The following is a 12,439-nucleotide window of genomic DNA, read 5'->3' on the forward strand; positions in this document are numbered from 1 at the left end:
TTGATATTGGTGGTTGGAGATGGTTGGTCTTTTCAGGTAGTGCGGCCCAGCTGGTGCAGGTAGTCGTACTGGACGGCGTGCCGCACCGGCGCGTTGGGCGCACCGTAGCCGTCGTAGCCGCCGCGGCGTTCCACCATTTCGAAGAACACGCTGCCCACGGTGGCGGTGTAGAAGTGCAGGAACTCGCCGTCAACGTCACGGTCGTACAGCAGGTTCAGCTCACGGAGCGTGGCAAGGAACCCGGGATCGAGGTCGAACCGGGCGTCCAGGTCCTCGTAGTAGTTGGCCGGGATCTGCAGGAAATCCAGGCCCCGGTCCCGCGCTGCCCGTGCAGTCTCCACGAGGTCGTCCACGGCGAAGGCGATGTGTTCCTGGTAGGTCTTCCGGTGCGAAGTTCCCGCCTCCGCGCCGTCCTGCTGGATCACGGGTGCCAGGTTCAGGACCAGGCGCACGGCGCGGTCGGCCGTCAGCATCACCTGGGAGCGCACCAGTCCGCTGGGGCTGGGAACCTCCGCGAACGGCTGCGGTTCCAAGGCCAGGGCGCTGGTGTAGAACAGCACGGCCTCGTCAAAGTGCTGCCACGGCTGGGCGAGGTTCACGTGGTCAATGACGGCGCTGCGTCCGCCGGCGGCCGGGACTTCCAGGCCTTCGCCGAACTCGCGGGTCCAGGCCGCGGTGCCGTCCGGACTGCCCTGGCAGAGGAAGATCTCGGTGGAGTCCGGCGCGGCGAAGCCTTGGAAGACTTCTTCGTTGGCCTGGCTCTTGCGGGGCACGGCGGGAGCCTTGAGCTGCTGGGCGCGGGCGGCGGCAATCACGGGCGAATCAACGTCGAAGCCGAGGGCGGCAATGGCTGGAGACGAGTCACCGGCGTCCACGGATGCCTCATTGATGATCACGCGTGCGTGGCCCATGCTCCACAATTGCACGTCCTTGGTGCGGTGTCTGCCGTTGAATTCAAATCCCAGCTGGCCCAGCACCTTCTCGATGCCTGCGGTATCAGCGGCTTTGACCTCGGCGAAGTTGAAGCCTGCCGGTTCGGCCACCTGCGGGAGCGTGGCCAGTTCCATGGGATAACGACGGCGGGCAGGGACCGCAGACCCACCAACAACAGCACCGTCCGTAACGGCGTCGTTGGCGTCCAGCCACTTGGCGCTCTGCTCCTCCAGCCAGATCAGCGACCGCATGGCGTCCACGGCGGTGCGTTCGACGTCGGACTGGCGGAAGACGTCGTTGAAGACCTCCAGCGACACCGGTCCGGTGTAGCCGGCGCGGACCACGTGGCCCATGAATTTGGCGAGTTCAAACTGGCCCTCGCCCGGGAAGACGCGGTAGTGCCGGCTCCAGGACAGGACGTCCATGGACAGCTTCGGGGCGTCGGCCACCTGCACGAAGAAGATCTTGTCCGCGTTGAACGATTCAATCGGCGCGGTGTCCCAGTCGCGGGAAAGGATATGGAAGGAGTCCAGGCAGGTGCCCAGGTTCGGGTGGTCCACGGCTTCCACCAGGCGGTGGGCGTGCTCGTAGTCGTTGACGTACTTGCCCCAGGCCAGCGCCTCGTAGGCCACCTTGACGCCGTGGTCCCCGGCGAGTCCGGCCAGCCGGGCCAGCTGTTCGGCGCGCAGGGAATCGTCGTCGATGGTGGCCGTGCCGACGTTGGAGCAGACCAGGATGGTGTCCATGCCCAGGCGGGACATCAGCTTGAACTTGGCCTCCGCCCGGCGCAGGTTGGCGGCAAGGACATCCTCCGGAACGCTGTCGAAGTCGCGGAACGGCTGGTAGAGGTCCAGCGTCAGGCCCAGGTCCGCGGCCATCTTCCGGATCTCCTCCGGGCTCAGGGACGACGTCACCAGGTCCTGCTCGAAGATTTCGATTCCGTCGAATCCCGCGATGGCGCAGGCCTGCATTTTTTCCTTCAGCGTGCCGGACAGGCACACCGTCGCGATTCCGGTACGCATCAGGCAGCCACCTCTTCGGCGGCCACAAGCTCCAGGAAGTGGGCGCGCATGCGGTCCGCATCCGCCTCCAGCCCGGTGAAGATCCTGAAGGCGTCCGCCGCCTGGCCCACGGCCATGCGTCCGCCGTCCAGCACTTCGCAGCCCTTGGCGCGGGCCTCGCGGACCAGCTCGGTTTCAATCGGGCGGTAGACGATATCCGCCACCCAGTGCCGTGATTCCAGCAGGGACAGGTCCAGCGGAACGCCGGGGTGTGCTGCCATGCCCACAGGGGTGCAGTGCACCAGGCCGTCGGCGAGGGGCATCAGCTGCGGCAGCTCCGCCGTCGTGCGTGCCGTGACGGTGCTGTCCGGGAAGAACCCGGCCAGTTCGGCAGCACGCGCGGCGCAGCGGGCGGCGTCCGTATCCACGAGGTCAAGGTGGCGGACGCCGGCGGTGAGCAGGGCGTACGCGACGGCGGATCCGGCGCCTCCTGCGCCCAGCTGGACCACGCGGTCAAGCTTGGCACCGGGGAGCCCGGCGGCGAGGGCGGCGGCGAAGCCGGAGAAGTCCGTGTTGTGGCCGATGAAGCGGCCGTCCCGGATGGTGACGGTGTTGACGGCGCCCAGGCGGCGGGCGTCCGGCGACACTTCGTCGAGGTGGTCCAGGACCAGCTGCTTGCACGGGTGCGTGATATTCAGCCCGTTGAAGCCGAGGCGGTGGGCGCTTTGCAGGAGCTCGCCCACGGATTCACCGGGCAGGCCCAGCTCCAGCAGGTCGATGGGGCGGTAGAGGTACCGCAGGCCCTGCACATCGCCTTCGCGCTCGTGCATGTGGGGCGTGAGGGAAGGCATCACGCCATCACCCACGAGGCCCACCAGAAAGGACTCTGCTCGATTGCTCATCCGTTTAGCTCCTTTGACAACGGCATCCGGCGGACCGGGGCGCACTGGGCGCCGGCGGTGTGCCGGGTGATAGGGATTACAGTACAGGAAAAGTTCACATATTGCACTGATGTTCTTATGACGAACAAATTACGACGGCGGGCTACGGCTCGGCGGCCGGTGCACCTCATCGCTGCGGCAGCCTTGCGGCCAGTTCGGACGCGGCCTCCTGGAGTGCGGGGACAAGTGCCACCAGGTCCTCCAGGCCGAGCCGGAAGACCGGCACCGCCGTGGCCAGGGACGCGAAGGCGTAGCCCTGGGCATTGAGGACGGGGACGGCCACGGCGCGCATGCCCAGCTCGTTCTCCTCATCCATGACGGCGTATCCGCGCCGGCGGACCTGGTCGATCTCGGCACGGAAGGCGTCCCGGTCCGTAATGGAAAATTCCGTCAGCGGCTCAAGCGGCAGTTCCTCCACGAGGCGCTTGCGTTCAGAATCCTCGGCAAAGGCAACCAGCGCCTTGCCCACCGAGGTGGTGTGCAAGGCGCCGAGGTGCCCCGGATCGCTCGTCACGCGGAACGTCTGCGGTCCGTCCACCTTGTTGACCGTAAGGTGATGGTTTCCGTCGCGGACGGAGAGGATGGTGGCCTCCCCGGTTTTCTCCGTGACCCGGCGGAGGATGGGCAGCGCCGTACCGGCAAACCCGTGATGGTTGGAGACGCGCTGGCCCAGCTGGAAGACGCGCAGGCCCAGGTGGTAGCGGCGGCCGTCCGGCTCATAATCGACAAACCCGTCCCGCGTGAGCGAGCCCAGCAATCGGTAGGTGGTGCTGAACGGCAGCTCCGCGCGGCGGGACAACTCGGCCGCACTGGCCCCCCGCGGCTCATCGCCCAGCAGGACAAGAAGGCCCAGGGCCTTGCCCACCATGTCCGTGCGGGAGTCATCCTTGGCGGCCCTGGGCGACTTTGCCTCTTTGGCCGCAGTGGCCGGGGCTACCTCGACGGCGCCCTCAAGCTCTGTGTTTTGGTTCACACTCATAACTTGATGTTGCCACATTGTGAGAGCTATTTCTAGATGGTGATTATTTTTCTTGACAAGTGACAGTCCTCACAGCCATCATTGCTGTATCGCACAAGTAGCTCCCACCATGTGGCTACTCGTCCGGGTCTTCACAACGACCACCGGCCGCCGCCACGAAAGCCGCCGTCTGAGACGGACGGCTGGGTCTCCAGAAATGAAGCGAGGCAGCTGCGAAAATCCTGATCCATCCGCGACAATGTCGTCACACAAAGGAACACCATGAGCCAGACACTCCCGTCCACGACGCCGGGCACCGTTGCACCGGCCGGGACCCCGAAGAAGGCAGCCCTCGCCAGCTTCCTGGGAAGCGCCGTCGAGTACTACGACTTCTTCATCTTCGGTTCCGCCGCAGCGCTGATCTTCCCGCACGTGTTTTTCCCCAATGCTGATGCCAACGCCGCCATCATGTCCTTCGCCACCTTCGGCTTCGCCTATGTGGCCCGCCCGATCGGCGCCGTCATCCTGGGCCACTTCGGTGACCGCGTGGGCCGGCAGAAGGTTCTCATGTTCACCTTGGTGCTGATGGGAGCCTCCACCTTCCTCATCGGCTGCCTCCCCGACTTCAATACGGTGGGCTGGTGGGCTCCCGCCCTGCTGGTCCTCGCTCGCCTGTGCCAGGGCCTGTCCGCAGCCGGCGAGCAGGCCGGCGCCTCCTCCATGACCCTGGAACACGCCCCGGACAACCGCCGCTCCTTCTTCACGTCCTGGACCCTCACCGGCACCCAGGGCGGCCAGATCCTCGCCGCCCTTGTCTTCATCCCCGTGCTCGCCCTGCCTGACGAGGTGAAGTACGGCATCGGCTGGCGCATCCCGTTCTGGCTCAGCGCCGTGGTGGTCCTGGTGGCCTTCTTCATCCGCCGCACCCTCCACGAACCGCCGGCATTCGCCGAAGCCCAGAAGTCCGCCGCCATCTCCAAGCTGCCGGTTGCCGATCTCCTGAAGCACCACTGGCGCGATGTCCTCCGGGTGGTGGCCTGCGCCTTCATCGCCGCCGTGTCCACCGTGTTCGGCACCCTGGCCATCAGCTACGCCAAGACCGTGGCCGGCGTGGACGGCACCACCACACTGTGGCTCGTGGTCGGCGCCAACTTCGTGGCCCTCGGCACGCAGCCGCTGTTCGGCATGCTGGCGGACAAGATCGGCCGCAAGCCGGTGTTCATCTACGGCGCCGTGGCCAGCGCGATCCTGACTCCGGTCTTCCTGCTGAGCCTCGAATCAGGCAGCGTCCCGCTGATGTTCCTGGCCGCCATCGGATTCTTCTCCTTCGGCTACGCAGCCTCCAACGCCGTCTGGCCGTCCTTCTACGCCGAGATGTTCAGCACCAAGGTCCGGTTCTCCGGACTGGCCATCGGCACCCAGCTCGGCTTCCTGATGGCAGGCTTCGCCCCGGCGATCGTGGCGGCCATGGGCGGCATCAAGCCCGGCGGCTGGGTCCAGATCAGCATCTTCACGGCAGTCATCTGCGGCATCGCAGCCATCTCGGCCCTCACGGCCAAGGAATCCTTCAAGACTCCCACCCGCGAGCTCGGCCTGAAGTAAGGCGCGTTTCTGCGGCAGCCGCCGTCGTGACCCTTTTTGCCAGTCAAAACGGCTCCGACACGGCGATTCCCTGACCTTCCGGCCAAGTTCACCCAAGAAAAGGTCACGACGGCGGCCCGTCCCCTCCCGGGGGCGGGCCGCCGTCGTTTATCCAGTAGTTTGAGGCCGCTCAGGTGGCCAGCACGTCGTCGAGGTTGTACTTCACCGGCTCTTCCAACTGCTCGTAAGTGCAGGATTCCGGTTCGCGGTCCGGCCGCCAGCGGACGAACTGGGCAGTGTGGCGGAACCGTTCACCTTCCATGTGGTCGTACTTCACTTCCAGCACGCGCTCGGGCCGGAGCGGGATAAAGGACAGGTCCTTGCCCGCGCTCCACCGGCTGCCTTCGGCGTTCCGCGGCGTCCGGCTGCCCTCCTCCTGCTTGGCCCAGGCCCAGGGGTGGCCGTCGAAGTCCGTCACCAGGGGCTGGAGCTCCTCGAACAGGTCCTTGCGGCGCTGCATCGGGAAAGCACCCACCACGCCCACGCTCGCCAGGACGCCGTCGCCGTTGTACAACCCGAGCAGCAGGGACCCGATCCGGTCCGGGCCGCTGGTGTGCACGCGGTAGCCCGCCAGGACGCAGTCCGCGGTGCGTTCGTGCTTGACCTTGAGCATCACGCGCTTGTCTGGCTGGTAGCTGCCGTCCAGGGCCTTGGCCACAATCCCGTCGAGGCCGGCTCCCTCGAACTGGTGGAACCACTGCTGCGCCGTGCCGTTGTCCCGCGTTGTGGCGGTCAGGTGGACGGGCGCGGAACTGTCCGCAAGGGCCTTCTCCAGCATGCTCCGCCGTTCGGAAAACGGCCGCCCGGTGAGGTCCTCGTCGTCAAGCGCCAGAAGGTCGAACGCCACAAACTTCGCCGGCGTCTGCGCCGCCAGGAGCTTCACCCGGCTGGCCGCGGGGTGGATCCGTTGCTGGAGCGCTTCGAAGTCCAGCCGGTCACCGGAGGCACCCACCAGGACGATCTCGCCGTCGAGCACGCAGCGCGCCGGCAGGTTCGCCTTCAGCGCCTCCACCAGTTCGGGGAAGTAGCGGGTCATGGGCTTGCCGTTGCGGCTGCCGATCTCCACCTCGTCGCCGTCCCGGAAGATGATGGACCGGAAGCCGTCCCACTTCGGTTCGAAGCTCCATTTCGGGCCGGAGTCCGGGACTTCGGGCAGGGCGCTGACGGCTTTTGCCAGCATGGGCGCGATCGGGGGCATCACCGGCAGTTGCATAACGCCCATTCTTACCCGCCGGTACGCCTCGCACCACCCCCACGGCAGGCCCGTTGTGCCGGCCAGGCTGCTAGAGGGCCTTGACTGCCCCCAGCACCTTGGTCAGCGAATCCTTGGCATCGCCGAACAGCAGGGTGGTCTGTGGTTCGTAGAGCAGTTCGTTCTCGATCCCCGCGAAGCCCGGTCGCATGGACCGTTTGAGGAACACCACCTGCCGGGCGTCGGCCACTTCCAGGATGGGCATCCCGTAGATGGGCGAGCCGGAGGACGTCTTCGCCGCCGGGTTGACCACGTCGTTGGCGCCCACCACGAGGGCGACGTCGGCGGTCTTGAACTCAGAGTTGATCTCGGTCATTTCCTTCAGTTCCTCGTACGGCACGTTGGCCTCCGCCAGGAGCACGTTCATGTGGCCAGGCATGCGGCCGGCCACGGGGTGGATGGCAAAATCCACCTGGATTCCGCGGAGCTGCAGGGCCTTGGCCAGTTCGGCCGCGGTGTGCTGGCCCTGGGCGACGGCAAGGCCGTAGCCGGGAACGATGATCACGCGCTGCGCGTAGCCCAGCAGCACGGCGACGTCCTCCGCGCTGGACGAGCGCACCGGCCGCTCACTGACGGCGGTGGAACCCGCCGTCGAGCCTCCCCGGAACGCGCCGAACAGGATGCCCGCCACGCTGCGGCCCATGGCGGCTGCCATGGCCCGGGTCAGGATGGTACCGGAGGCCCCCACCAGGGTGCCTGCCACGAGCAGCAGCACGTTGCCAAGCACCAGGCCGGAGGCCGCAACGGCCAGGCCGGTGAAGGCGTTCAGCAGCGAAATGACGATCGGTACGTCCGCGCCGCCCACGGGCAGCACCAGGAAGATTCCCGCGGCCAGTCCCAGCACCAGCAGCACCAGTGCCAGGGGCAGCGAACCGGACAGGACGACGGCGGTGCCTGCACCCACCGCGGCCAGCAGTACCGCCGCCATGACCACGGGCAGTCCGGGGAAGACCACCGGCCTGGTGGTCATGAGCTCCTGCAGCTTGGCGAAGGTGATGGCGGAGCCTGCGAAGGAGACCGCGCCAACCAGGAGCGTGAAGGCGATGGCCAGGCGGACCCAGGCTTCCTCCGTGTGTGCCAGTTCAAGGAGCGCCACGAGGGCAGCGGCGCCGCCGCCCACTCCGTTGAAGGCGGCCACGAGCTGCGGCATCTGGGTCATCTTCACGCGCCGGGCCACGGGGGCGGCCACAGCGGAGCCGACGGCGATCGCGCCGAGGATCCAGGGAATGTTGTCCAGCCGCGCGGACAGGAACACAGTGGCTACGCCCAGCACGGCCCCCGCGGCACCCACGAGGTTGCCGCGGCGCGCGGTGCGCGGCGAGTTCAGGCCCATGAGCGCAAGGATGAACAACACTGCGGCCAACAGGTAGAGGAGCCCCGTCCAGGCAGGGTCCAGGATGCTCATCGCGGTTCCTTCCCGTCCCTACGGCCGCGGAACATCTCCAGCATCCGGTCCGTCACCACGAATCCGCCCACCAGGTTGGCGGTGGCCAGGACGACGGCCAGCAGCGCGACGGCGAGTACCCACGGGTCCGCCGCCTGCCCGGCCACGATGATGGCGCCCACCAGGATGATTCCGTGGATCGCGTTGGCACCGGACATCAGCGGTGTGTGCAGGGTGCTGGACACTTTCGAGACCACCTCAAAGCCCACGAAGACCGCCAGCACGGTGATCGTGAGCAGGCTGATGCCGTCCATCAGGCCACCCCCTCGTTGTCGGGCTGTTGGCCCTCGGCAGCGAGTGCGTCCGCCGTGGGCGCATGGCGCACCTGGCCGTCGTGCGTCAGGCAGGTGCCGGCCACGACTTCGTCGCCGAAGTCCAGGGACAGAGCGCCGTCGCGGACCACCAGGGCGAGCAGGTTGGCCACGTTCTTGGCATAGAGCCGGGAGGCATCGGCCGGCATGGCTGACGCGGCGTCCTTCAGGCCCACCAGGGTCACGGTGCCCTGGCCGTCGGCGGTGTCCACCTGGATCTCCTGGCCGGGAACGGATCCCTCCACGTTGCCGCCGGATTCCGCGGCGAGGTCCACCACCACGGAGCCGGGCCGCATTCCCTGCACCATTTCCCGGCTCACCAGGAGCGGTGCCCGTCGGCCCGGGACTGCCGCCGTCGTAATCAGTACGTCCGCCTGGGCCACGTGCGGCGCCAGAAGCTGCCGCTGCAGGGCACCGCGGTCCGCGCTGAGCTCGCGGGCGTAGCCGCCGGAGGCTTCGGCCGTTTCCAGGTCGAGCTTGATGAAAGTGCCGCCCATCGAGGCGACCTCGTCCGCCGACGCGGGCCGGATGTCGTTCGCCGACACCCGGGCGCCCAGCCGTTTTGCCGTGCCGATGGCCTGCAGGCCCGCCACCCCCACGCCGAGCACCAGCACGCGCGCCGGCGGGATGGTCCCGGCGGCTGTCATAAAGAGCGGGAAGAAGCGCGGCAAGCGGATCGCCGCTTCCAGTACGCAGCGGTAGCCGGCCACCAGGGCCTGGGAGGACAGGGCGTCCATCGACTGGGCCCGGGAAATCCGCGGCACCAGTTCAAGAGCGAAGGAGGTCACCCCGGCTGCAGCCAGCGCACGCACCGTGGGCAGTTCGGACGACGGCGACGCCAGGCCGGCGGTGACGGCACCGCGGCGCAAGGCCGCCGCCGTCGCCGGTTCCAGAGGCCGCACGTGGGCGAGGATATCGAGGGATCCGGGATCCAGTTCGGGGACGATCCGCGCGCCGGCCCGGGCATACTCTGCGTCGCTGTGGCCGGCCTCCTTTCCCGCACGGGATTCGACCAGGACCTCGAGTCCCAGGCCAATCAGTTGCTGGACCGTCTCCGGCGTCGCGGCCACCCGTCGCTCGCCCGCGCGGCGCTCCCGCGTAATGCCTAATTTCACCCGCCACTCCCTTTCGAGCGTCATCGCCGTCCGGTGTCCCGCTGTCCCGCGTCGGTATGGCTAGAGTCTATGCAGAAAGACCCGACTCCGCCGGTGCTTTGCTCGACTGCTTTCCTCGACACGCTCCCGCTCCGCGGGTAGACATGAACGATGGCAACTATCGGTTTTCACGCGTCGCATGAACAGATCAGCCCGGGCCAGCTTCTCCAGGACGTCCGGCTCGCCGAGCAGGCAGGCTTCGACGCCGCCATGTGCTCGGACCACATTGAGCCCTGGTCCGCCCGGCAAGGGCATTCGGGCTTCGCCTGGTCCTGGCTGGGGGCCGCACTGGCAACCACCTCGCTCCGCTTTGGCGTGGTCACCGCACCAGGCCAGCGCTACCACCCGGCCATCATCGCGCACGCCTCGGCCACCCTGGCGGACATGTTTCCCGGGCGGTTCTGGATGGCACCGGGCAGCGGCGAGAACATGAACGAGCACATCACGGGCGATGCGTGGCCGGCCAAGGAATCACGTCAGCAGCGCCTGGAGGAGTGCGTCGACGTCATCCGCCGCCTGCACAACGGCGAGGAGGTGACGCACCATGGCCTGGTGACGGTGGAACAGGCACGCATCTGGGACGTCCCGTCCACCAAGCCACCGCTGATCGCGCCGGCGATCAGCGTCCAGACCGCCCGGCGCGCCGCAACGTGGGCTGACGGGCTGGTCACGGTGAACCAGCCACACGCGAAGCTGAAAGAGATGCTCGACGCCTACCGGGGCAACGGCGGCAAGGGCAAGGCGGTGCTTCAGATCCACCTGTCCTGGGCACCGCGGGAGGAGGATGCGGTTTCGATTGCCCTGGACCAGTGGCGGTCCAACGTCTTCGCCCCGCCCATCCCCTGGGACCTGCCCACCGCAGCCCACTTTGACGGCGTCAGCACCGACGTCGGCGAAGACCAGGTCCGGAAGGCCGTCAACATTTCCTCCAGCCTGGACCAGCACGCCACGTGGCTGCAGGAGTATGCGGACCTGGGCTTCGATGAGCTCTACCTGCACTTCGTCGGCCAGGAACAGAAACCCTTCATCGAGGCGTTCGGCGAACACGTCCTGCCCGGGCTGCGGGCCGGTAGCGCGTCACGGGAGGTGACGGCATGAGGATTGCGGAGACGTCCGATCTGTGGTGGAAGAACGCCGTGATCTACTGCCTGGACCCGGAAACCTTTTTTGACGACGACGGCGACGGCACCGGGGATTTCGGCGGCCTGATCCAGCGAGTGGACTACCTGGCGGCCCTGGGGGTCACGTGCATCTGGCTCATGCCGTTCTACCCCTCGCCGGACCGGGACGACGGTTACGACATCACCGACATGTACGGAGTGGACCCGCGCCTCGGCACCATGGGCGACGTGGTGGAGTTTGTCCGGACGGCCAAAGACCGGGGAATGCGGGTTATCGCGGACTTCGTCATCAACCACACCTCCGATAAACACCCCTGGTTCAAGGAATCCCGGAAGTCCGTGGACAACCCCTACCGCGACTATTACGTGTGGCGGAAAGACACTCCCCCGGACACCTCCGAACAGGTGGTGTTCCCCGGTGAGGAGACGTCCATCTGGACCCAGGACAAGGCCACCGGCGAGTGGTACCTGCACATGTTCGCCAAGCACCAGCCGGACCTGAACGTCGCCAATCCGATGGTCCGGGACGAGATCGCCAAGTCCATGGGATTCTGGCTGCAGCTGGGGCTGGACGGTTTCCGGCTGGATGCCGTGCCGTTCTTCCTGGAGCTGCAGGGCGTGTCCAAGGAGGACGCGGCGAAGATCGATCCGCATGACTACCTGGCGGCCCTGCGGAGCTTCCTGAACCGGCGCAACGGCAGTGCCGTTCTCCTCGGCGAGGTCAACCTTCCCTATAAAGACCAGCTGAAATACTTCGGCGGGCCGGACGGCAACGAGCTGAACATGCAGTTCGACTTCCTGAGCATGCAAAACCTGTACCTGTCCCTCGCCAGGGAGGACGCCCGCCCACTGGCCAAGACCCTCGCCGGCAGGCCGGCCATCCATCCTGACAACCAGTGGGCCATGTTCGTCCGCAACCACGATGAACTGACACTGGACAAACTCACCGATGAGGAACGGGCCGAGGTCTTCGCGGCCTTCGGGCCGGACCCGGACATGCAGATGTACGGCCGGGGGCTTAGGCGCCGCCTGCCAACGATGCTCGGCGGCGACCCTGCCCGGATCCGGATGGTCTATTCGCTGATGTTTTCCCTCCCGGGAACACCGGTCCTTTTCTATGGCGAGGAAATCGGGATGGGTGAGGACCTGCGCGCCAAGGGCCGCTCCGCTGTGCGCTCCCCCATGCAATGGAATGACACGGCTAACGGCGGATTCTCCACGGCCCCGGCGGACAAGCTCGTGGCGCAAGTGGTTGACGGCTACTTCGGGCCGAAGAACATCAACGCCGCCCACGCCAAACGGGACCCCGACTCGTTGTGGAACTTCATCGCGGCGCTCATCCGAAGCTACCGCGAAAGCCCGGAGCTGGCCTGGGGCGACTTCGAACTCATCAAGCAGCCCCATCCCGGCGTGCTCCTGCACAGCTGCACCCGCGCCGGTTCCACCCTGGTCCTGGCACACAACATGGCCGCACAGCCGGCGTCCGTCACGGCAAAAGTCTCGTCGCCGGAAGATCCGGCAGAGAACTTCGCAGGCGCCGTCCTGCTGGACCTGCTCGACGGCGACAATGTTCCCCTGGCGGACGACGGCGGCTTTGAACTGGAGCTGGAGCGCTACGGCTACCGCTGGTTCAGGATCCAGCGGCCCGCCGACAGGCGGATATAGCACCTGCGGATCTGATGC

General features: G+C 67.0%; 10 protein-coding genes. 3 read left to right on the forward strand and 7 right to left on the reverse strand.

Features of this window, described 5'->3' with window-relative positions; translation table 11 throughout:
* Nucleotides 1-32: 32 nt before the first annotated feature.
* The 3 genes from ACSQ1X_RS21070 to ACSQ1X_RS21080 all read right to left on the reverse strand — a co-directional run bounded on the left by ACSQ1X_RS21070 (nt 33) and on the right by ACSQ1X_RS21080 (nt 3,854).
* Nucleotides 33-1,955, reverse strand: coding sequence for a bifunctional sugar phosphate isomerase/epimerase/4-hydroxyphenylpyruvate dioxygenase family protein (locus tag ACSQ1X_RS21070; protein ID WP_436059163.1), 1,923 nt, complete (start codon nt 1,953-1,955; stop codon nt 33-35).
* Nucleotides 1,955-2,836, reverse strand: a complete 882-nt coding sequence (locus tag ACSQ1X_RS21075) for a shikimate dehydrogenase (RefSeq protein ID WP_436059164.1) — start codon at nt 2,834-2,836, stop codon at nt 1,955-1,957. The genes ACSQ1X_RS21070 and ACSQ1X_RS21075 overlap by 1 nt, the downstream gene beginning before the upstream one ends.
* A gap of 166 nt (nt 2,837-3,002) precedes the next feature.
* Complete coding sequence (locus ACSQ1X_RS21080) at nt 3,003-3,854, reverse strand: IclR family transcriptional regulator (RefSeq protein ID WP_436059165.1); 852 nt, start codon at nt 3,852-3,854, stop codon at nt 3,003-3,005.
* A gap of 261 nt (nt 3,855-4,115) precedes the next feature.
* Here ACSQ1X_RS21080 and ACSQ1X_RS21085 point away from each other — a divergent pair, with 261 nt between their 5' ends.
* Nucleotides 4,116-5,435, forward strand: coding sequence for an MFS transporter (locus ACSQ1X_RS21085; RefSeq protein WP_055802980.1), 1,320 nt, complete (start codon nt 4,116-4,118; stop codon nt 5,433-5,435).
* 169 nt (nt 5,436-5,604) lie between these two features.
* On the opposite strand, the gene ACSQ1X_RS21090 is transcribed toward ACSQ1X_RS21085, so the two are convergent.
* From ACSQ1X_RS21090 to ACSQ1X_RS21105, 4 genes are all read right to left on the reverse strand, one after another.
* The gene (locus tag ACSQ1X_RS21090) at nt 5,605-6,687 is read right to left on the reverse strand and encodes an ATP-dependent DNA ligase (RefSeq protein ID WP_055802983.1); all 1,083 of its coding nucleotides are present in this window, start codon (nt 6,685-6,687) and stop codon (nt 5,605-5,607) included.
* 70 nt (nt 6,688-6,757) lie between these two features.
* Nucleotides 6,758-8,131 carry an NAD(P)(+) transhydrogenase (Re/Si-specific) subunit beta gene (locus ACSQ1X_RS21095; protein WP_436059166.1) on the reverse strand — a complete coding sequence of 458 codons (1,374 nt, stop codon included), beginning with the start codon at nt 8,129-8,131 and terminating at the stop codon, nt 6,758-6,760.
* Nucleotides 8,128-8,424: an NAD(P) transhydrogenase subunit alpha gene (locus ACSQ1X_RS21100; RefSeq protein ID WP_055802987.1), complete on the reverse strand. Its 297-nt coding sequence runs from the start codon at nt 8,422-8,424 to the stop codon at nt 8,128-8,130. Before ACSQ1X_RS21100 ends, ACSQ1X_RS21095 begins: the two co-directional genes overlap by 4 nt.
* Nucleotides 8,424-9,596: a Re/Si-specific NAD(P)(+) transhydrogenase subunit alpha gene (locus ACSQ1X_RS21105; RefSeq protein ID WP_436059167.1), complete on the reverse strand. Its 1,173-nt coding sequence runs from the start codon at nt 9,594-9,596 to the stop codon at nt 8,424-8,426. The genes ACSQ1X_RS21100 and ACSQ1X_RS21105 overlap by 1 nt, the downstream gene beginning before the upstream one ends.
* A 150-nt stretch (nt 9,597-9,746) precedes the next feature.
* Here ACSQ1X_RS21105 and ACSQ1X_RS21110 point away from each other — a divergent pair, with 150 nt between their 5' ends.
* Together ACSQ1X_RS21110 and ACSQ1X_RS21115 are read left to right on the forward strand one after the other, a co-directional pair.
* Nucleotides 9,747-10,733, forward strand: a complete 987-nt coding sequence (locus ACSQ1X_RS21110; RefSeq protein ID WP_436059168.1) for a TIGR03885 family FMN-dependent LLM class oxidoreductase — start codon at nt 9,747-9,749, stop codon at nt 10,731-10,733.
* Nucleotides 10,730-12,421 (forward strand): alpha-amylase family protein, encoded by a 1,692-nt coding sequence (locus ACSQ1X_RS21115; RefSeq protein WP_436059169.1) that lies wholly within the window; start codon nt 10,730-10,732, stop codon nt 12,419-12,421. The genes ACSQ1X_RS21110 and ACSQ1X_RS21115 overlap by 4 nt, the downstream gene beginning before the upstream one ends.
* Nucleotides 12,422-12,439 lie beyond the last annotated feature (18 nt).

Origin of the sequence: Arthrobacter sp. LjRoot78, from assembly GCF_964254335.1 — a bacterium.
In the GTDB taxonomy this organism is placed as follows: Bacteria; Actinomycetota; Actinomycetes; order Actinomycetales; family Micrococcaceae; genus Arthrobacter.